The organism is Microbulbifer jejuensis, assembly GCF_047289955.1.
In the GTDB taxonomy this organism is placed as follows: Bacteria; Pseudomonadota; Gammaproteobacteria; order Pseudomonadales; family Cellvibrionaceae; genus Microbulbifer.
Genome location: NZ_JBLBUB010000014.1, coordinates 36,193 through 57,115 on the forward strand (window position 1 = coordinate 36,193; position 20,923 = coordinate 57,115).

Here is a 20,923-nt window from a genome sequence, read left to right on the forward strand (position 1 = left end):
GCATGATTTGTTCATGCCTTCGCGTGTAGATAGTCCAGCGCGCCTTGCACATTCCCCCAAGCCTATTACACTGCTCCCATTATCCCGATATAGCGCGGAAATGGCAACAATGAATAATAAGATTCTGCTGTCTGTTGGTATCACCCTGCTTCTGGCCACTGGTGCCACTACCTGGTGGTATTTCATTCCAACACCTGATGATGTCGGAAATAGTCGTGGTGCGAAGGTAGAAACGCGTTCGATGGATTTACACGCATTGCAGAGCCAGGCTCCTGAAAAAATGCGTGGTAAAGAGGCTGCCAGATTGTTGTCAGATCCGCGCGTGAAAACCTATCTGAGCAGGGAGCGGAATAAACAGGCGTTGGATGCCTATTTTAACCATGGAGATTCGTCGCTGAGTGATGAGGAGGTCTGGCAGCTGATCGAATCCATAGAGTCTGAAGGGCGTGTCATGGCCTATGAGGCGCTGGCCCTGAAGCTGGCCTGGCTGGAGCGTAACAGTGTCAGTGCGCAGGCGTTCGAGCAGGCAGCCAGTGATTTGGTAGAGCGCTACCAGAGGAAATCCCAGCAGAATACAGCGGCCTATGACCCCTACGAAGCGGTGCCGGGATTTGCCGAGTACAAACAGAGAGAAGCGCAGATAGTGCTTGAAGTACAGGGAATGACACATTTTCCCGGTGGCATAAGCAAACAGGAATACCTTCGCAGGCGTCTGCAGGAAGCGAGGGAAAAAGCGTATTCAGGTCAAAATAACCAGTGACCGATGATCCATGCAAGCAGCCGCATACCATGGATCACGGATCCTACTATGAACCCGGCGACCAAATGGGTTGCCGGGTAAATCCAAACACTCGGTCAGAGCAGCCCGCCCACCAAATCGTAGAACCAGTTGTGGTTATTCTGGAAATCGGAAACCTGATCTGATTCATAGGCTCGGAGCATGGCGCCGCCTTGGTAGTTGACGATATTGTTGAGGAAATCGCGCAATACCAGCCCATGCTCGGCGATCTCGCCATATTCCAGATCCAGGATAGTGGTGCAGTGACTTTCATTGAAGTCCCGGTACATCGGGAAATAGTAGCCCCAGTTGCTGGTCTGCTCAAGTTGTGGAATCAGGTTGTCGAAAGTGTCCTGCTGCCACTTGTTGCGCAGTTTGTTCAGGCGGGACTGTGGATCCGGGTCGTTGTAGATATCTTCATAGAAACGTTCGTAGGAATAGGATGAGAAGTTACCGTCAGCGAGGAAGTGGGTGATGCCGAGGCGGTCACTGGGAAACTTACCGGACAGGGCGGAGTAGAGCGAAGCCAGTTCATTCTTGTCGAATCCCGGAGTAATGCTGGCGAGCATATTGACCGGGTTGACATCATCGGGATCACCACCGGCGGAGTAAGTGGTCCAGGAGCTCAGCACTTTCTGGTGTAGGGGTAGGGATGGAAAGCTGTTGTTGTCTCCGCTGTTCAGCGGGGCCCGGTAGAGCGGGCCGGAATCATCAATCAGATAGCCGTAGTCCACGTCCATATCCGCGCGCAGCTTGGAATAGTTCAGCAGCGCCCCGATACTGCCGGCACTGCAGCCCGCCGCCACCATCTGCTTGGGTTTTTGTAAATTGTTTTTGACCCAAGAGGTTACCGCCTGCACATTGCGCACGCCATTGTGGTGCCATATCAGATCGGGATTCTCTCCCGTGGCGTCCTCATAGACCTCCGTTTTGTCCCCCACATAAATATCGCCTGTGCAATAGGGCACATACACCAGGTTCCATTCACCAGTTTTAAATTGGTTGTAGGGATGGTGGGTGTAAATCAGCGGTGATACTGCAGCGGTGGCCAGGTTGGCGGCATTTTGGAAGTCCAGCAGGTTGATGTTCTGTACATAGTTGTCGGGAATACCGTTGGGATTGCGTGCACCGCGAATACCTGTAGCCCCGGAACAGCTCTCATAATCCCAACAGGCGCCACCGCCTTCAAAATAGAACATGGTGTTGCTGGTATCCGGCACCCGGTACACAAAAAACTTGTAAGGCGAACCATTACCGCACATGGCACCGGTATCGGCGGGAACATCTACTTTTTGCCAGTGGTCATATTTTCCGGGGCTGAACCCATCGTTAAAATTGGGGTCATCCAGGGCGAGAGGGTACATGCCCTGTGCCTGCTCAGGAGTCACCTGTGCGTTGGCCTCGGGAGGGTCAAACAGGTGTTTCAGGGTGGTCCAGAAACTGTAATCTCCCGGCTCGGCCTGCGCATAGGCGGCAGTGAGTAGTGAGATGGCAATAAAGGCTGACATAAAACCACGGAGAATTCTTATCATTATTAATCCCCTTCCGGTAGTTGGTATTTTCTCTCTGGACGAGGCTATTTGGATAGCGCTGAGCTGTACAAGGCAAGATGCCGTTGCTGTAATTCCTTCCTCTCCCGGCAGGCCAAAATAGACACTTGTCCAAATTGCTGATTTGGTAAAGCTTACAGAGGGTAGTTAATAATTCTGTGGTGGTCTAGGCGAAGTTTTGATGAAAACTATTTGGTCATGTAAGACTATTTGGTCTTTTCCTCAACTAACATTTTCTCTGCAAGCGGGTAACGCTGAAAAGAGAAAGAAGATGCTGCCTGGTGGAAACCCTTTTTGTGCGGGACCGGCACTAGTTTGGAGAATATTCAAGTTGCGTATTTACGACAGTGCGGAATGAGACAGGGAGGTTAATTTTGGTTATTTTTCATCCGAAACTTTTAGAAAAATAACAAAAAAAATTAAAATACTACAGAGTCAAGCTGACTTTGCTGCCAATGGCAAGGCTTTGTTGGAGTTCAAAAAGACGCTGGTATTTTTCCCTTAGAATCTGCGCTGCCTGCGCCAACCCGACAGGATGGAAGTCAACTTTATCATGGGGTTTTAACTGGCCGAGGCGGTGTAAATCCGCCTTGATAACATGGGCAATGCGAGGATAGCCACCAATAGTCTGGCCCTCCACAAAGGAAATAATGGGCTCGGTGCTAGGTGGAATCTGAATACTTCCAGGGTAGAGCCCGGATGAGATCATATGTTCAAACGCGCTTTCATTTCTTGTCGTGGTGGGAGAGGTGGAAGAGCGGCACAAGCGAATACCCATGCGGTTACTCTGTGCCGATACTGCGTAAGTGGTGTGGTAAAACTGCTCAATGACATGGTCGTCAAAGAGGTGTTTATCCGGGCCAGAAACCACCCGAAATTGTGGGTGCGGTGCGTAGTGAAGGTGAAACTTTCGGGCCAGGCGCACGGTTTTTGCTATTCGAACATCGCAAAAATCAATACTATCACCAGCTGTAATGGCGCCACACCGATGCCCGCCAAAATGGCTGATCAGGTGTGTTGCCGAGCTACCTAATATTTCCGGTACGACCATTTTCCCGGAAAATCCAATATAGGCGCGGGCTCCGCTGATTAACTGGGCGAAATCCAGAGTGTCGCCCCGTTGTATCTGTATGGTCTCAAAATTATTGACGGCGTTACCATTGTGGGTGACCTTAAACTGGGCGCCGGTAATGGCAATGGAGATGTCGCAACCAAATTCGATCCGGGGTCCTGTCAGGGTGATTTCGATCACTGGATTGTTTGTCACATTGCCCAGTATCAGGTTTGCCAGTGTCATCGCCAGGGGATCGGCGGCACCTCCCTGGGGAATGCCGTAGTGCATCAGGCCGGGGCGGCCACAGTCCTGAACGCTGGTTTGCAGGCCCGCACGGGTAAAGCAGATGCTCATCAGCGTTTTTCCCTGTATTTTGCGCGGGGGTAACTTTGCCTAATCGCCTCAAACTGGGTGATATCCACCGGGTGGAATTTGACAATATCCAGGGGCTCAGCGATACAGGGGCTATCGCTGGCAGGGTGGAACAGGCCGATGGGGGTTTGTCCGATGATCTGCCAACCACCGGGCGTTGCCTGGGGGTAAACCCCGGTCTGGCTGCCGCCGATGCCTACAGCACCCGCTGAAATCCGCAGGCGCGGTGTGTGCTTGCGAGGGCAATGCAGCTGTGGGTCCAGCTCGCCTAGGTACAGAAACCCCGGTGAGAAGCCCAGCATATGCACCAGATAGGGTGGATGGGTGTGCAGGGCAATAATTTCCTCCCGGGATAACTTTGTGTATTCACTGACTGTGTGCATGTCCGGGGCAAATGCTTCTTCGTAGCAAACTGGTATGGAGATGGTACGCGGCTTCCTTCTTAACGCTGGGGGGGATTGTATGACCTCCTGAGCCAGTTCTATTAGCTGTTGTGTGAGAAGCCTGCGATTACAGGTGAGTGGATCGAAAGTAATCGTCAGGCACTGGTAGGCGGGAATCAGATCAACCAGGCCGGGGAAGTCCCGCTTCTGGATCGACTGCCTGATCCCGATAATACAGCGGCTCAGGTCTTCACTCGGTGGGGATGCAAAGCAGATATCCAGCGCGCAGTCTCCGTTTGCCATAATTTTGAAACTGAAACTGTCGGGGTCCGTATTGTTATAAAAAGAATTCACGAGTGTATAGTCAGGCCATTTTTGCGCAAATGCCGCATTAACTGTTTTGCGATAATCGGAGCAGTAGGCGTGTCTCCGTGCAGGCAGATGGTATCCACAGAAAGCTGAATGGGCTCGCCCCGGTAGCCGCTAAATATTTCTCCCCGAGCCAGGGCAAGTGCTTGATCAAGGCAGCTTTTCGGATCGGTAATCACAGATCCCGGCAGTGCGCGCGGCGCCAGTTTTTTCTTGCTCAGATACCGCCGGTCCATAAAGCCCTCGCGGATAAATGCAGTGTTGAACTTTTTGCCAACGACTTCCATCGCGCCATTGGCGAGGCCGACAATCTTCATATTGGGATATTCCTGCGCAAAGAAAATAAGAATTTGTTCGGCCAGTTCCTCATTCGACTCCGCATCGTTATAGAGCGCGCCGTGTAGCTTGATATGGTCAAGCTCGGCTCCAGCTTCGGCAATGAATGTGCGCAGCAGCCCGATTTGATCTTGTAGAGAGTCTAGCAGCTCACTCCTGGAAAGTTTTATGGACTTGCGTCCGAAATTTACCCTGTCGGGATATCCGGGGTGAGCACCGATCCGCAACTGCTGCCCAAGGGCGTTGGCAATAGAGAGGCGCATGATTTCGGGGCTTCCGGCATGGCCACCGCAGGCGATATTGCAACGGGAGATATAGGGCATGATACTCGCATCGCGGTCACAACTGGAGATATCGTCGCCTTCTCCCAGATCACAGTTGATATCAATATGCATAGCTGTCCTTGCGGAAGTGCACTTAAAGGCTTATATGGATGGAGAGTTAACCTGTCGGGCAGGAATTAACCTCTACCGAAATATGTTCTGAATTGGATTGATAGCAATCTCCAAGAGGCGAACAGAAGCAGGCGATCAGGGAAAGGTTGAATCTCTCTTGGTCAATTTTTTCCCAAAGATCAATAGATAAATCCCCTCTGTAGACTCTTAGAAATTCGAAGTCCGACTTTGTCGGAATAATAGTATTTTTTGTTGGGCTGCTGACAATTCCCCCAGAATCAAAGCTGATATCTCTCTCTTCTCTTTTTGCACTTGCAATATTTTTCATCAGCTCGTTGTACTCTTTTTTACAACAGCCTTTTAAGAAATCGGTATGATTGGAATTGGGAGTGTTTTTATAATTGAATTGAATGGATTTTAGTATCGCTGGCCCTGATCCGGAATTTTTGAGTGTAAAGGAGATGAGCGGCTTTTTTTCTTTAATGTCAAAATTGCCATGGGAGAACTCCACAATCGGCATGGTCATTACTTTGACCTGGAGGTTGGCTGCCGTCGCCTGTTGGTAGGTGGCATAGAAAGAGGCTGTGGAAATCAGAATGGCACAGAGTGCGATAAGTAAATTCAGTCTCTCTTTATTTAAGAACTTCATTTTACTGATCTCAGAATGGACTAATAAAGGAGATGCTTTGTAAACAGGGCGCCTGAGTCATCCAGCACCCTTTGTGAATGAAGCTATTCGAGCATTGGTTTGAGAAATTGCCCGGTATGGGACAATTCCATTTCCGCGACCTCTTCCGGTGAACCCGCTGCAATAATTTGACCGCCACCGGAACCGCCCTCTGGGCCCAAATCAACGATCCAATCAGCGGTTTTGATGACGTCCAGATTGTGTTCGATCACAACAATGGTATTGCCGTGATCACGCAGTCGGTGCAATACATCCAGCAGTAACTGGATATCGGCAAAGTGCAGGCCGGTGGTGGGTTCGTCGAGAATATACAGGGTTTGGCCGGTGTCGCGCTTGGACAGTTCGCGCGAGAGTTTCACCCGCTGCGCTTCGCCGCCGGAGAGGGTGGTGGCTGCCTGGCCGAGCTTGATATAGGCGAGGCCCACATCCATCAGTGTCTGCAGTTTTTTGGCAATGGCAGGCACCGGGTCGAAGAACCCCCGTGCGTCTTCCACGGTCATTTCCAGTACCTCGTGGATATTTTTGCCCTTGTAGTGTACTTCCAGGGTTTCGCGATTGTAGCGCTTACCGTGGCAGGTGTCGCAGGGCACGTAGATATCCGGGAGGAAGTGCATTTCCACCTTGATGACGCCATCGCCCTGGCAGGCCTCGCAGCGACCGCCCTTGACGTTGAAGCTGAAGCGACCGGGCTTGTAGCCGCGGGAGCGCGCCTCCTGGGTGCCGGCGAACAGGTCGCGGATTGGGGTGAAAATACCGGTGTAGGTGGCCGGATTGGACCTGGGTGTGCGCCCGATCGGGCTCTGGTCAATATCCACGCACTTGTCGAAGTGCTCCAGCCCATGCACTGCTTGGTAGGGTGCAGCCTTCAGGGTGGTGGCCTTGTTCAGGGCGGTTGCCGCAAGCGGATACAGGGTGGTGTTGATCAGGGTGGATTTACCGGAGCCGGAGACACCGGTGACGCAGGTGAACAGTCCCACGGGGATTTCCAGGTCCACGTTTTTCAGGTTGTTGCCACTGGCACCTTTGAGACGGAGTATATAGTCCGGGTCCGGGATATACCGCTCCTCAGGCACGGCAATTTTTTTCTTGCCGGAGAGATATTGGCCGGTGAGGGATTTTTTGCACTTGGCAATGCTGTCGGCGCTACCGGCGGCAACGATTTCACCGCCATGCACCCCGGCGCCGGGGCCGATATCGACGATATAGTCTGCGCTGCGGATGGCCTCTTCATCGTGCTCCACCACGATCACTGTATTGCCGATATCGCGCAGGTGGGTGAGTGTGCTGAGCAGGCGCGCATTGTCGCGCTGGTGAAGGCCGATGGAGGGTTCATCGAGGATGTACATCACGCCCACCAGGCCGGCGCCAATCTGGCTGGCCAGGCGAATACGCTGGGCTTCGCCGCCGGACAGGGTTTCAGCGCTGCGATTCAGGGTCAGGTAATTGAGGCCAACGTCCACCAGGAAGCGAAAGCGGTCGCGCAATTCTTTAAGGATCTTGTCGGCAATCTCTTTCTGGGCGCCTTCAAAATTCAGCTGATGATCAAAATAATCAAAGGCATCACCCACCGGCAGGGCGGTGATCTGAGCCAGAGTGCAGTTGTCGACAAAGACGTGGCGGGCCTCGCGGCGCAGGCGGGTCCCGTCGCATTCCGGGCACTGCTGTGTGCTCAGGTATTTGGCCAGTTCCTCGCGCACGGATTGGGATTCGGTATCCCGGTAGCGACGCTGGAAGTTGGGGATAATACCTTCGAAGGTGTGACGGCGCACGGTGACGTCGCCGCGGTCGTTGACGTAGCTGAAGTCGATGACTTCATCGCCGCTGCCGTGCAAGACAACCTTGCGGTGCGCTTTGCGCAGCTTTTTCCAGGGCTTGTCCAGATCGAAGCCGTAGTGTTCGGCGAGGGCGTCGAGCATATGGTAATAGTAGATATTGCGCCGGTCCCAGCCGCGGATGGCGCCCTCGGAAATACTGCTCTGCGGATCGAGAATCACCTTGTCCTCGTCAAAGAACTGTTTGACCCCCAGGCCGTCACAACTGGGGCAGGCGCCGGCGGGATTGTTGAAAGAGAACAGGCGCGGCTCCAGCTCATCCAGGGAGTAGTCGCACACCGGGCAGGCGTGGCGGGCGGAGAAGAGCCGATCTTCCAGATTGCCGTCCATAAAACCAATGGAGGCGATGCCCTGGGTGAGGTTCAGGGCTGTTTCAAAAGATTCCGCCAGCCGCAGTTGCAGATCTTTGCGCACCTTGAAGCGGTCCACGATGACCTCGACGGTGTGCTTGCGGCGCTTGTCCAGTTTGGGGGTGTCATCGAGATCGCAGGTCACCCCGTCGATGCGCGCGCGTACGAAACCATCGCGGCGCAGCTGTTCGAACACATGTTGGTGCTCGCCCTTGCGATCCCGCACCACGGGTGCCAACAGCATGATCTTGCTGCCCTCCGGCAGGGCCAGTACCTGATCCACCATCTGGCTGACCGTCTGCGCCTGCAGCGGTTCCGCGTGCTCGGGGCAGCGGGGTTCGCCCACGCGGGCAAACAGCAGGCGCAGATAGTCGTAGATCTCGGTGATGGTGCCCACGGTGGAGCGGGGGTTGTGGGAGGTGGACTTTTGCTCGATGGATATGGCCGGAGACAGTCCGTCGACGGTGTCCACATCCGGCTTTTCCATCATCGACAGAAACTGGCGCGCATAGGTGGAGAGGGATTCCACATAGCGGCGCTGGCCCTCGGCGTAGAGGGTGTCAAATGCCAGGGAGGACTTGCCGGAACCGGACAATCCGGTAATCACGATCAGTTTGTCGCGGGGGATGTCGAGGTCGATATTTTTCAGGTTGTGGGTGCGCGCACCCCTTACATAAATCGTGTCCACGCTCTACCTATTTGTTGGTCATACTGGGTCGGGCCTCGGGCTTGCTCCGCGCAGGGCGATCACAACTGCGGTGCCGAAAAACAGCCCAGTATAAACTCGCTATCCAATGTGCCAAAATCGTCTGCCGCAAAAACCCAACAGCTAGACAGATTGAAGTGATGGTTCCTGTAATTCTCTGCGGAGGTACGGGCTCGCGCCTGTGGCCCCTCTCCCGCGAAGCCTACCCGAAACAGTTTCTGCCGCTCATCGGCGCTGAGACCATGTTGCAGGCTACGGTGCGGCGGCTGGAGGGTTTACAGCGGTTGCAGGCCCCCATTCTGGTGTGCAATGAGGAGCACCGCTTTGCTGCGGCGGAGCAATTGCAGGAGATCGGCCACGGCGCCCAGTCAATCCTGCTGGAGCCCTGCGCGCGCAATACAGCACCGGCCATCGCGCTGGCCGCATTGGTGGCACTGGAGCGTGGTGAGGACCCCTTGCTGTTGGTGTTGCCGGCGGATCATGCAGTGGCGGATGTGCCGGCTTTCCAAAATGCGGTGCAGGCGGCGGAGGCGCTGGCAGAACAGGGGCATCTGGTGACCTTCGGTATAGTGCCGACGCGCGCCGAGACGGGCTATGGCTATATTCGTCGCGGAGAGGCTCTGGGGGACCATGCCTGGAAGGTGATGGCGTTTGTCGAGAAGCCGGATGCCGATACTGCGAAGTCTTACCTGGCCGGCGGCGAACACGCCTGGAACAGTGGCATATTCCTGTTTCGCGCCTCCCGTTATCTGGAAGAGCTGGACCAGCACCGCGGAGATATTCTCGCAGCCTGTCGGAGCGCCTGTGTGCGCGCCACGCGGGATCTGGATTTCACCCGTGTGGATAAAGCGGCCTTTGCCGCCTGCGCCGACGAGTCGGTGGATTATGCGGTGATGGAGTGCACCGAATCCGCCGCCGTGGTTTCTATGGACGCCGGCTGGAGCGATGTGGGCTCCTGGCTCGGACTTTGGGAACTGGCCGAGCGAGATACCGATGACAACCTGCTGCGGGGCGACGTGCTGCTGGAGGACAGCGAGGGCTGTCTGGTGCGCGCTGAAAATCGCCTGGTGAGCCTGCTGGGCGTCAAGGATCTGGTGGTGGTGGACACCGATGATGCCCTGTTGATCGCCAGCAAACAGCGGGTGCAGGAAGTGAAAAAGCTGGTGCACAGTCTCAAACACTCGGGGCGCAGCGAGGCCCGGCGTCACCGCAAGGTCTACAGGCCCTGGGGTTATTATGACTGCATAGATGCGGGCCCGCGTTTTCAGGTCAAACGTATCGTGGTCAAGCCCGGGCAACAGCTGTCCCGACAAATGCACCACCATCGCGCCGAGCACTGGGTCGTTGTGCGCGGCACAGCGAGGGTAACCCGTGGCGAAGAGAAATTGCTGATCACGGAGAACCAGTCCACTTACATTTCCCTGGGAGTGGTCCACCGCCTGGAAAATCCGGGCACCATTCCCCTGGAGTTGATCGAAGTGCAATCCGGCAGTTACCTGGGCGAGGATGATATCGTCCGCTTTGACGATGACTACGGCCGCAATTAGCCCTGGTGAGTATCTCTGCAGCTGCCACTACAGCCCGGCGGCGGCTCACTGTACAATGCGCGCCCAATTAATGCTGTTGCGGAATTTGCATGAATGCCATTGAGCGTCGCGCCCTGGGTGGACTGGCTCCCCTGTATGTTTTTCGCATGCTCGGCCTGTTTATGGTGCTGCCGGTGCTCACCGTTTACGGTGGGGATTACCGCGCTAGCACGCCCCTGCTGCTGGGGCTGGCCATGGGTGCCTATGGCCTGAGCCAAGCGGTGCTGCAGATTCCTTTGGGACTGTTGTCCGATCGCTGGGGGCGCAAGCCGGTGATCTATACAGGCCTGGCCCTGTTTGCCCTCGGCAGTGTGATCGCCGCCCACACGGACTCGGTTTACGGATTGATTGTCGGCAGGGTGCTGCAGGGCTGTGGTGCTATTTCGGCGGCGGTAATGGCGCTGGTTGCGGATCTCACCCGGGACGAGAAGCGCGGTATTGCCATGGCGGTAATAGGCGCGTCAATCGGTGTGGCCTTTATGCTGGCAGTGATACTGGGGCCGGCCCTGGCGGGCGCCGGTGGCCTGGCGGCCATCTTCTGGGTCACCGCGGTATTGGCTTTGGTGGGCATTCTGCTGGTCTGGTGTGTCGTGCCAACGCCACCCGTGGCGCGACGCCCGGCGGTATCCAGCAGCGGTTTCCGCACTGTGCTGGGCAGCGGTCTCACCTGGCGGTTGGTTTCCGGGGCTTTTTTTTCCCACCTGTTACTGACGGCGTTATTTGTCGCCCTGCCGCCGGTTTTGGTGGACAGGCTGGGGTGGCCGGCAGGGGAGCACTGGAAACTGTATGGCCCGCTGATGCTGGGTACCTTTATTCTGATGCTGCCGCTGATGCGGTTGGCAGAGCGCGGTGAAAAAGCGCCGCTCGCCTTGAACCTGGGCGCCCTGGCTCTGGCTGGTGGCAGTGCGACACTGTTGCTGGCAACCGGCCCCGTGGCTGCAGTGGTACTGCTGGGTATTTTCTTTACCGGTTTCAATTTGCTGGAGGCACTGTTGCCGGCCCAGTTGACCCGCAAGGCGCCGGTGGATGCCCGCGGGGCCGCTTCGGGTCTCTATGCAACCCTGCAGTTTTTTGGCACCTTTGTCGGCGGCAGTCTGGGAGGCTACCTGTTCGGTGTGGGCGGTGCGAATGCTGTGGCCTGGTTCGGTTTTGCGGTGTTATCGATCTGGGGCCTGTTCTGGTGGTGGCTGCGCGAGCGGGCCAGTGCTTACTAACTGATGGCGACTGTTGTATGCTGCTGGATAAACATACACTGATTGCCTGCCGGGACGGTCGCGCAACAGCAGTGCTTAAGCAGGCGTGCACAGGTAACGTCTGAATCATAATTGCCCCGGGCGGGACCCGGGCTGAAGACAGGAGAGGGCCATGGCCAGGGGAATTAATAAAGTTATTTTGATTGGCAATCTGGGCAATGATCCGGAAACCCGCTATATGCCGAGTGGGGGTGCCGTAACCAACGTGAGCCTGGCCACCAGCGAGAGCTGGAAAGACAAGCAGACCGGCCAGCAGCAGGAGCGCACCGAATGGCACCGGGTGGTGTTTTTCAACCGCCTGGCCGAGATTGCCGGGGAGTACTTGCGCAAGGGTTCCAAGGTGTATATTGAAGGGGCACTGCGCACACGCAAGTGGCAGGACAAGAACACTGGCCAGGACCGCTACAGCACCGAGATTGTCGCCAGTGAGATGCAGATGCTCGACGGCCGCGGTGAAGCGGGCGGTTTTGGTCAGGGTATGAGTGGTGCCGGAATGGGCGCCTCCGATACCGGTGCACACCCCACGGGTGGTCAGGGCGCCTTTGCACCGGCAAATACCGCCCCTTCGCCGGCGGCGCCATCCAACAAGCAGCAGCCTGGCCAGGGGCCCGCCGGAGGCTTCGATAACAGCTTTGACGATGATATTCCCTTCTGAGACTGGCCTGTCCAGTGTCTGAACTGAACTCCGGCTACAGACCGAGCACCGTCGCGGTTATCACTGCTGGCAACGAAATTGACGGTGCTTTGCAGAAACGCCTGCAGCGTGCTGGCTTGCGCATCCAGCTGTTGGCCCCGTCTGAGCTCGAACAATTGCGCCCGGGCTCTATCGTGATCAATGCCTCGGCCTGCGCCGATGCGCAGGGCATGCCGGAGGCGCTGCAGGTGGCCAGGCTGCTCGCGCAAACCCTCTGTGCGCATGTGATCCATCTCTCTTCCTATCAGGTCTTTGGCGGTGGCGAACCCCGCCGCTACGATGAAGACGATGCGGCGGACCCCCGCGCCCGTTGCGGGCAACAGTGGCTGTCCTGTGAGCGGGCTCTGGGCGCCTTGGACAACCTGACTATTCTGAGATTCGGCTGGGTGGTAGACAGCAGCCGGGATGCACTGTTGGGGCGGATATTGCGCAGTTTTGTGGCGGGCGAGCCTATTGCCCTGGATGGCTGCAACAGCGGCAATCCGGTCACCGCTTTGGATTTGGCGCGTGTGGTGGTGGCAGTATCACAACAATTGGCCAGTGGGGCCTGTGCCAGCGGGATTTACCACTACGGTAGCTCCGACAGCTGTACTGCGATGGAGTTTGCTTTGGAGGTTGTGGAGCGGGCCCGATCCTTCTATGACGAAGAGCGCCTGGTGCAGCTGAACCCACTGGAGGATAGCGGCGAGCGGCGAGACCGCAGTGTTGTTCTGGCCTGTGGCAAGCTGCGCGATGTGTTTGGCATCCAGCAGCACAGCTGGCGCCAGGGTCTCACCCGGCAGGTGGAGCTTTGGCTTGAGCGCCTGGAAGCAGAGAGGTCGACACACTAAAAAAGAGTGCCGAGGAGGGATTTGCAAAAGAGAAGGGCGCCCGTCAGGCAGGCCCCTTTTTGGTTTGTGGCCTATACCTTGTCGAAAACCAGGCAGGCATTGGTGCCACCAAAGCCGAAGCTGTTCGACATGGCGCGCTTTATTTCGCATTCGCGCAATTCGGTCACCAGGTCCATGCCTTCGACTGCGGGGTCCCGGTTATCTACATTGGCCGAGGCAGCGATAAAACTGTTTTGCATCATCAGCAGGCTGTAAATAGCCTCCTGTACACCGGCAGCCCCAAGGGAGTGGCCGGTGAGCGATTTTGTGGAAGCGAAAGCCGGCCCCTTGTCCCCAAAAACTTCGCGCATGGCCTTGAGTTCGGCCACATCGCCCACAGGGGTCGAGGTACCGTGGGTATTGATATAGTCCACGCTGCCCCGCAGGCCCCGGCCATCCATACCCGCCATGGCCTGTTGCATACAGCGCACCGCACCCTCGCCGCTGGGGGCGACCATGTCGTAACCATCCGAGGTAGCGCCGTAGCCGGTTAACTCAGCGTAAATGGTGGCACCGCGTGCCAGTGCATGGTCCATCTCCTCTAGTATCAGGCAGCCACCGCCGCCGGCGATCACAAACCCATCACGACCCGTATCGTAGGGGCGCGAGGCTCTGGTGGGGGTTTCGTTGTACTTGCTCGAGAGGGCGCCCATGGCATCAAACAGATGGGTCAGGCTCCAGGCCAGCTCCTCGCCGCCACCGGCAAAGACAATATCCTGCTTGCCCATCTGGATCAGCTCGGCCCCATGGCCAATGCAGTGGGCGCTGGTTGCGCAGGCGGAAGAGATGCTGTAGTTGACTCCCTTGATTTTGAACGGGGTGGCCAGACAGGCGGAGACGGTGCTGCCCATCACCTGGGGCACCCGGTAGGCACCGACACGGCGCACACCTTTTTCTTTGAGGGTGTGGGCGGCATCAATAATCTGCTGGGTGGAGGTGCCCCCGGAGCCCATAATGATACCGGTGCGGGGATTGGAAATATCGCTCTCCTCCAGGCCGGACAGATCGATGGCCTCGCGCATGGCAATATAGGCATAAGCGGCGGAATCACCCATAAAGCGCAGTGGTTTGCGGTCGATATGTTCCTTGAAATCAATATCCACCGAGCCGGCTATCTGGCTGCGCAGTCCGAGTTCCCGATATTCGTCCTGAAAGCGAATGCCGCTGCGGCCGGCTCTCAGGGAGGCGATGACTTCTTTTGTGTTGGTACCGATACAGGATGTGATTCCCATTCCGGTAATGACTACCCGGCGCATAGTGATCTCCAGCATAGCGTGTCGGCAGAGGACTTGATGATGTCCAGCGGGTTTGGTCTTCGGCCAGTTTAAAAATTATCCGTGCGGGTAAACAAGCCTACGCGAAGATCCTTCGCTGTGTAAATTTCGCGATCATCGACAGAGACAGTGCCGTTGCCGATGCCCATGACGAGTCTACGTTCGACGATACGGCTCATCTGGATATGGTAAGTCACTTTCTTGTTGGTGGGCAGAATTTGTCCGGTAAACTTGACTTCACCGCAGCCGAGCGCGCGACCGCGCCCGGGATTGCCCTTCCAGGCGAGGAAATAACCGAGCAGTTGCCACATGGCGTCCAGACCGAGGCAGCCGGGCATAACCGGATCGCCGGGAAAGTGGCAATTGAAAAACCACAAATCAGGATGGATGTCCAGCTCTGCAATCAACTCTCCCTTGCCGAAGGCACCGCCCTCTTTGGAGATGTGGGTGATTCGGTCCAGCATCAGCATATTGGGGGCGGGCAGTTGGGCATTGCCGGGGCCGAACATTTCACCCTGGGAGCAGGTCAGGAGTTCCTCTCTGCTATAGTTGCTTTTTTGAACAAAGTTACTCATCTTATCCCTATTATTGGGTGGTTGTGCAATTGAGGCTGGGCGTTTTTGCAAGAGCGGGCATTCTAAGGGCTGTGTCTTGCTTGTCCAGTCAGGCAAAATTTTTTTGTGACTGGCGCTATAGTTGTCTTCACAATCTTAGAGCATTTAATCGGGGATTTTTGACCTTATCGGGAAGCCCTGCGTCATCTTGTGTAAATGATACCGCTTGCCAACTGTGATAGATTGCCGGCCCGATGGGGGAGACACGCTTTTGTTCAAAGGGGGTAAAATGCTCAAAAAATGTCTATTTCCGGTTGCCGGTTACGGTACCCGTTTCCTGCCAGCTACCAAAGCCATGCCCAAAGAGATGCTGCCTTTGGTGAACAAACCACTGGTACAGTACGGCGTCGAGGAAGCTATTGAGGCGGGGTTGACGGAAATCGGCTTTGTCACCGGGCGGGGCAAGCGTGCCATCGAGGACCACTTTGATACCAACTTTGAACTGGAACACCAGATCGCCGGAACCGGTAAAGAACGCTACCTGGACTCTGTGCGCAAGGTCATCGATTGTGCCAGTTTCTCCTATACGCGCCAGGGGGAAATGCGTGGATTGGGCGATGCGATCCTGCAGGGGCGCCGCTTGGTGGGGGATGAAGCCTTCGCTGTAGTATTGGCCGACGACCTGTGCCTGAATGATGACCTGGGTGTCCTCGCGCAGATGGTGCGGCTCTACAAACAGTTTCGCTGCAGCATCGTTGCCGTAGAGGAAGTTCCTATGGCGGAGATCCATAAATTCGGTGTGATCGCGGGCAACGAGATCAAACCGGGCCTCTATCAGGTGACCGATATGATCGAGAAGCCGGCTGCGGAGGAGGCGCCGAGCAATAAGGCGATTATTGGACGCTACATTTTGACCCCGGATATTTTTGATCTGATCCGGGATACGCCCCCGGGCAAAAATGGGGAAGTTCAGATTACCGATGCCCTGCTGGCCCAGGCGCGCCAGGGCTGCGTGCTGGCCTATGCGTTCAGGGGGCGCCGTTTTGACTGTGGTTCGGTGGAGGGGTTTATCGAGGCCACAAATCATGTGTATGAAAATGTATACCTACCCAGGCATTCCGCTCAGGAGAAGCAGTAAGTGCACGATCTCACCTGTTTTAAAGCCTATGATGTGCGCGGTCGGGTACCGGAAGAACTGAATGCCGATATTGCTTACCGGGTGGGGCGTGCCTTTGCCCAGTTCCTGGGTGCGCGCCGGGTGGTGGTCGGGCACGATATACGCCTCACCAGTGGCGAACTGACTGCAGCGCTGGCCAATGGCCTGTGCGATGCCGGGGCAGATGTGTTTCATATTGGGGAGTGTGGGACCGAAGAGATTTATTTCTCCACGTTTCATGGGGACTTTGATGGCGGTATCTGTGTAACCGCCAGCCATAATCCCATGGATTACAACGGAATGAAGTTTGTCCGTGCCGGCAGTAGCCCGATCAGCGGTGATACCGGTTTGCTGGACATCAAGCGCCTGGCGGAGGAGGGCAACTTTACCTCTGTGACAAAGCGCGGTGAATCGCAACGTTTCGAGCATCGCGCAGACTTTATTCAGCATTTATTGGGATATATTGACCGCTCCGCACTCAAGCCGCTCAAGCTGGTGGTCAATGCTGGCAATGGCGGCGCGGGTGCCGTGGTTGATGCGTTGGCACCACACCTGCCGTTTGAGTTTGTGCGGGTACACCACCAGCCGGATGGCAGTTTTCCCAATGGCATTCCCAACCCGATACTGCCGGAGAATCGCGCACCCACTGCGGTGGCGGTGCGTGAGAGCGGGGCTGATCTTGGTATCGCCTGGGATGGCGATTTTGACCGCTGTTTTTTCTTCGATGAAAAGGGTGCGTTTGTCGAAGGTTACTATGTGGTCGGTTTGCTTGCAGAGGCTTTTTTGCGCAAGCATGAAGGCGCCACAGTGGTTCACGATCCCCGCCTGCTGTGGAATACCAGGGATATCGTCCACAGAGCGGGTGGCGTACCGGTGCAGAGCAAAACCGGCCACGCGTTTATCAAGGAGCGTATGCGCCGGGAGGACGCGGTTTACGGCGGCGAGATGAGTGCCCACCACTACTTCCGTGACTTCGCCTACTGCGACAGCGGTATGATCCCCTGGCTATTGGTGGCCGAGTTGATCAGCCGCAGTGGCAAGCCCCTGTCCGAACTGGTTGGGGCGGGTATGATGGCATTTCCCTGCTCCGGCGAGATCAATACCAGAGTGCAGAATGCTGCAGCACTGCTGGAAACTGTCGAGGCGCGCTATGGTCCGGATGCCGAGCACATTGCGCATGTGGATGGTTTGAGCGTGGACTATGCTGATTGGCGCTTTAATCTTCGGATGTCCAATACCGAACCGGTCGTCCGCCTGAATGTGGAATCCCGCGGGGATAAGGCCCTGATGTGCGCAAAGACTGAAGAGTTACTGAAACTGATCCGGGCCTGAATTCCGGTGGTTCAATGCTGTTGAGCTGATTGCTTTCCTTGTAATAGCGGCGCAGGTGCGCGCAGTGACCCGTATTTCACCGGTCCGCGGCGGCACCTGCCCCTGTATCATACGCTGTCAACCCGTTTGGCTGTCGGGCTGGCACCACCCCTTGGGGCGTTAGGCCTCTCTTTCCACTGCAAAGCTGGCCAATTGCTGCAGGGCGGTCTTTTGTGCGCAGTCAGGCAGAAAAGCCAGTTGTGCTTTTGCGTTATCGACAGCGGCGCGGGCGTGTTCCATGGTGTAATCCAGTGCCCCGCACGTCTCGATGGCTTCGACGATGCTGGATAATTGCTTCGCGCTGTGCTGTTCGATGGCTTCCCTGACCAGTTGTACCTGGGCCTCGGTACCATTGGTCATGGTGTAGATGAGTGGCAGGGTCGGTTTGCCCTCGGCCAGATCATCGCCCACATTCTTACCCAACGCCTCCGGGTTGCCGCGGTAGTCGAGCGCATCATCGACCAGTTGGAAGGCGAGTCCCAGGTGGCGGCCGTACAGTTTCAGAGCGGTTTGTACCTCGCCGGTGCACCCGGACAGGACCGCGGCAGTTTCACAGGCGGCCTCAAAAAGGGCACCGGTTTTCTTGTGGATAACGGTTAAGTAGCTGTCTTCTCCCACGCCTGGATCACCGGCATTGACCAGCTGCTGCACCTCGCCCTCGGCGATGGTATTGGTCGTATCGGAGAGGATTGCCATGATGCCCATATCCTGTAGGGCAACCATCATCTGGAAGGCGCGGGAGTAGAGGAAGTCACCCACCAGGACGCTGGGGGCATTGCCCCATTTGGCGTTGGCAGTGAGGCGGCCGCGTCGCAGTTCAGAAGTGTCCACTACATCGTCGTGCAGCAGTGTGGCCGTGTGAATAAACTCAATAATGGTGGCGAGGTCGATATGGCGATTACCGCGATAACCGCAGGCCCTGGCGCAGAGCAGTACCAGTAGGGGCCGCAGGCGCTTGCCGCCGGCTTCCACCAGATAGTGGCCGATGTTTTCCACCAGGGGAACGTCCGAGTTCAGTTGGTCGAGAATACGCTGGTTGACCGCGGCAAAGTCTTCGGCGGCGACCCTGTGGAAAGGCAGCATGCATGAGTTCCTTATACGACTGGACGGAGACCACCCGGAGGGGCCGGGCGGTAAAGGGGCGCTATTGTATCAACCCGGTGAATTGATTAGAATCTGCGCCCCGCCGTTTGCGGGTACCGATCAGCTCGGATCTGGGACCCCTCGGCAACAGATGTTTAGACAACACGGCGCAAGCTCCCGAAATGCGGGTGGTGACTCATCAGTCCGCCCGCTGCTTCGTGTCGTCCATACCGGAGCAGAGAAAAATATGTATGCTGTTTTTGAGAGTGGTGGCAAGCAACACCGCGTGGAAGAGGGCGAGGTACTTCGCCTTGAGAAATTGGAAGTCGCGACTGGAGAATCCATCGATTTCGATAAGGTGCTGATGGTGGTTGATGGCGACAAGATTGATATCGGTGCCCCCATTGTCAACGGCGCAACAGTGACTGCTGAAGTGGTCAACCACGGCCGCGGTGAGAAGGTGAAAATCATCAAGTTCCGCCGTCGCAAGCATTCCATGAAGCGCCAGGGGCACCGCCAGTGGTATACCGAAGTGAAAATCACTGGTATCAAAGCATAAAGAGGAGTAACGATTCATGGCACATAAGAAAGCTGGCGGCAGTACGCGAAATGGCCGCGATTCCGAGAGTAAACGCCTTGGTGTTAAGCGCTTTGGCGGCCAGTCTGTTGCTGCAGGCAATATCATCGTTCGCCAGCGTGGCACCAAGTTCCACGCCGGGGTAAATATTGGTATGGGTAAAGACCATACTCTGTTCGCCACTGCGGACGGCGTTGTGAAGTTTGAAGTGAAGGGCCCCAACAACCGCAGGTTTGTTTCTATTGAAACAGCCTGAACGGAATCTGGCTCAAGCTTCAAAAAAGCCCCGCTTGCTGCGGGGCTTTTTTGTTGTAAGACAGTGAGCGGTTGCGGAATACGCAACCTTGGGAGGTGGGCACTCGTAGTTTGGAGAACCTGTTGTCTGGCTTGGTGATGGGCATCTCACGTTTGCACACGGCGAGGGATAGATAATCGCTGAAGCGGTGGAGTAATTTATGAAGTTTGTCGATGAAGCGCCCATCTACGTGCAGGCGGGTAAGGGGGGCAATGGCTGCCTGAGCTTTCGCCGGGAAAAGTTTGTCGAGCGGGGCGGGCCGGATGGCGGCGATGGCGGCGATGGTGGCTCCGTCTACCTGGAAGCCGACGACTCCCTGAATACCCTGGTGGATTACCGCTACCAGCCCCGCTATATCGCCGAGACCGGCCAGCAGGGGCGCGGGCGCAACTGCACCGGCGCCAAAGGGGAGGATCTGGTATTGAAGGTACCGGTGGGGACCACGGTGATTGATGCGGAAACCGGTGAAACCCTGGGGGATATGACCGATGCTGGCGAGCGCCTTCTGGTTGCTCGGGGCGGTTTCCATGGCCTCGGCAATACCCGCTTCAAGTCCAGCACCAACCGGGCTCCCCGCCAGACCACCAATGGGACTGAGGGCGAGGCGCGCAACCTCAAGCTGGAGCTGAAAGTCCTGGCCGATGTGGGCATGCTCGGGTTACCCAATGCCGGCAAGTCCACATTTATACGCGCCGTTTCCGCAGCCAAGCCCAAGGTGGCCAACTATCCCTTTACGACCCTGGTGCCCAATCTGGGGGTGGTGCAGGTACAGCAGCACCGCAGCTTTGTGATCGCCGATATCCCCGGCCTGATCCAGGGTGCCGCCGAGGGCGCCGGCCTGGGCATCCGCTTTCTCAAGCACCTGACCCGCTGTCGGGTGCTCTTGCACCTGGTGGATCTGGCACCGTTTGACGGCTCAGATCCCATTGAGAATGCTTGGGCCATTGAGCGCGAGCTGGCCAGCTTCAGCGCCACGCTGGCCGGGCGCGAACGCTGGCTGGTATTCAACAAAACAGATCTGGTGCCCGCGACCGAGTTGGAGGCGCGCTGTGAAGCGATTGTTGAAGCGCTGAACTGGACCGGGCCGGTGTTTCGGGTGGCTGCGATCCGCGCGGAGGGTACCGCTGTGCTGGTTGGCCGTCTGATGGGCTATCTGGAAGCGCGCCGGGAGGCGGAGGGCAGGGCCCCGCAGCTGGCCCAGGCGGAGCTGGAGGTGCAGAGGCAAATGCAGCGCGAGGCGCGCGAGCGCATTGAGGCACTGCGAGATAGTTATCGCGCCAGGCGCAGGGCCGCCAGGGGATCGCTGGAAGATGATGAGGGTAGGGAGGATGACGATCACGATGTGGATATCGAGTATCGCCCCTGAATGGCGGTGCGGTACCACACTGGCCCAAACCC

General features: G+C 56.7%; 19 protein-coding genes. 10 read left to right on the forward strand and 9 right to left on the reverse strand.

Translation table 11 applies throughout. The annotated features are described in order from the left end of the window. Window positions 1-109: 109 nt before the first annotated feature. On the forward strand, window positions 110-760 hold the full coding sequence (locus tag ACL7TT_RS10665) for a hypothetical protein (protein ID WP_413395290.1): 651 nt from the start codon (window positions 110-112) through the stop codon (window positions 758-760). Window positions 761-855: 95 nt separating this feature from the next. Here the strand turns inward: ACL7TT_RS10665 and ACL7TT_RS10670 are convergent, their stop codons facing one another. From ACL7TT_RS10670 to uvrA, 6 genes are all read right to left on the reverse strand, one after another. Then, on the reverse strand, window positions 856-2,310 hold the full coding sequence (locus ACL7TT_RS10670; protein WP_413395292.1) for a pectin acetylesterase-family hydrolase: 1,455 nt from the start codon (window positions 2,308-2,310) through the stop codon (window positions 856-858). A gap of 445 nt (window positions 2,311-2,755) precedes the next feature. After that, window positions 2,756-3,736 carry a 5-oxoprolinase subunit C family protein gene (locus ACL7TT_RS10675; protein WP_413395294.1) on the reverse strand — a complete coding sequence of 327 codons (981 nt, stop codon included), beginning with the start codon at window positions 3,734-3,736 and terminating at the stop codon, window positions 2,756-2,758. Continuing rightward, window positions 3,736-4,440, reverse strand: coding sequence for a 5-oxoprolinase subunit PxpB (gene pxpB, locus ACL7TT_RS10680; RefSeq protein WP_413395296.1), 705 nt, complete (start codon window positions 4,438-4,440; stop codon window positions 3,736-3,738). Before pxpB ends, ACL7TT_RS10675 begins: the two co-directional genes overlap by 1 nt. Before the next feature lie 47 nt (window positions 4,441-4,487). Beyond that, window positions 4,488-5,237 (reverse strand): 5-oxoprolinase subunit PxpA, encoded by a 750-nt coding sequence (gene pxpA, locus ACL7TT_RS10685; RefSeq protein WP_413395298.1) that lies wholly within the window; start codon window positions 5,235-5,237, stop codon window positions 4,488-4,490. A gap of 46 nt (window positions 5,238-5,283) precedes the next feature. After that, on the reverse strand, window positions 5,284-5,886 hold the full coding sequence (locus tag ACL7TT_RS10690; RefSeq protein ID WP_413395300.1) for a hypothetical protein: 603 nt from the start codon (window positions 5,884-5,886) through the stop codon (window positions 5,284-5,286). An 83-nt stretch (window positions 5,887-5,969) separates the two neighbouring features. Then, entirely contained in the window at window positions 5,970-8,795 is a 2,826-nt protein-coding gene (gene uvrA / locus ACL7TT_RS10695) for an excinuclease ABC subunit UvrA (protein ID WP_413395302.1), read from the reverse strand. Window positions 8,796-8,953: 158 nt separating this feature from the next. On the opposite strand from uvrA, the gene ACL7TT_RS10700 reads away from it, so the two are divergent. The 4 genes from ACL7TT_RS10700 (at window position 8,954) to ACL7TT_RS10715 (ending at window position 13,176) form a co-directional block, all read left to right on the forward strand. Then, window positions 8,954-10,360 carry a mannose-1-phosphate guanylyltransferase/mannose-6-phosphate isomerase gene (locus ACL7TT_RS10700; protein WP_413395304.1) on the forward strand — a complete coding sequence of 469 codons (1,407 nt, stop codon included), beginning with the start codon at window positions 8,954-8,956 and terminating at the stop codon, window positions 10,358-10,360. A gap of 89 nt (window positions 10,361-10,449) precedes the next feature. Next, on the forward strand, window positions 10,450-11,613 hold the full coding sequence (locus ACL7TT_RS10705; RefSeq protein ID WP_413395306.1) for an MFS transporter: 1,164 nt from the start codon (window positions 10,450-10,452) through the stop codon (window positions 11,611-11,613). A gap of 151 nt (window positions 11,614-11,764) precedes the next feature. Further along, window positions 11,765-12,307, forward strand: coding sequence for a single-stranded DNA-binding protein (ssb, locus tag ACL7TT_RS10710; RefSeq protein ID WP_413395308.1), 543 nt, complete (start codon window positions 11,765-11,767; stop codon window positions 12,305-12,307). Between the two features lie 14 nt (window positions 12,308-12,321). Continuing rightward, on the forward strand, window positions 12,322-13,176 hold the full coding sequence (locus tag ACL7TT_RS10715; RefSeq protein WP_413395309.1) for a sugar nucleotide-binding protein: 855 nt from the start codon (window positions 12,322-12,324) through the stop codon (window positions 13,174-13,176). A gap of 71 nt (window positions 13,177-13,247) precedes the next feature. On the opposite strand, the gene fabB is transcribed toward ACL7TT_RS10715, so the two are convergent. Further along, entirely contained in the window at window positions 13,248-14,471 is a 1,224-nt protein-coding gene (fabB, locus tag ACL7TT_RS10720) for a beta-ketoacyl-ACP synthase I (protein WP_413395311.1), read from the reverse strand. Window positions 14,472-14,539: 68 nt separating this feature from the next. Beyond that, the gene (gene fabA, locus ACL7TT_RS10725) at window positions 14,540-15,064 is read right to left on the reverse strand and encodes a 3-hydroxyacyl-[acyl-carrier-protein] dehydratase FabA (protein WP_413395313.1); all 525 of its coding nucleotides are present in this window, start codon (window positions 15,062-15,064) and stop codon (window positions 14,540-14,542) included. 268 nt (window positions 15,065-15,332) lie between these two features. Between fabA and galU the strand changes: the two genes are divergently transcribed. Beyond that, on the forward strand, window positions 15,333-16,181 hold the full coding sequence (gene galU / locus ACL7TT_RS10730) for a UTP--glucose-1-phosphate uridylyltransferase GalU (protein WP_299946569.1): 849 nt from the start codon (window positions 15,333-15,335) through the stop codon (window positions 16,179-16,181). Further along, a complete protein-coding gene (locus tag ACL7TT_RS10735; RefSeq protein WP_413395315.1) occupies window positions 16,182-17,531 on the forward strand; it encodes a phosphohexomutase domain-containing protein in 1,350 nt (449 codons plus the stop codon). A 159-nt stretch (window positions 17,532-17,690) separates the two neighbouring features. Here ACL7TT_RS10735 and ispB read toward each other — a convergent pair whose 3' ends face one another. Beyond that, entirely contained in the window at window positions 17,691-18,653 is a 963-nt protein-coding gene (gene ispB, locus ACL7TT_RS10740; RefSeq protein ID WP_413395317.1) for an octaprenyl diphosphate synthase, read from the reverse strand. Between the two features lie 247 nt (window positions 18,654-18,900). On the opposite strand from ispB, the gene rplU reads away from it, so the two are divergent. From rplU to cgtA, 3 genes are all read left to right on the forward strand, one after another. Then, a complete protein-coding gene (gene rplU, locus ACL7TT_RS10745; protein ID WP_299946576.1) occupies window positions 18,901-19,212 on the forward strand; it encodes a 50S ribosomal protein L21 in 312 nt (103 codons plus the stop codon). A gap of 16 nt (window positions 19,213-19,228) precedes the next feature. Next, the gene (gene rpmA, locus ACL7TT_RS10750; protein ID WP_299946578.1) at window positions 19,229-19,486 is read left to right on the forward strand and encodes a 50S ribosomal protein L27; all 258 of its coding nucleotides are present in this window, start codon (window positions 19,229-19,231) and stop codon (window positions 19,484-19,486) included. Window positions 19,487-19,685: 199 nt separating this feature from the next. Beyond that, a complete protein-coding gene (gene cgtA / locus ACL7TT_RS10755) occupies window positions 19,686-20,891 on the forward strand; it encodes an Obg family GTPase CgtA (RefSeq protein WP_413395319.1) in 1,206 nt (401 codons plus the stop codon). Window positions 20,892-20,923 lie beyond the last annotated feature (32 nt).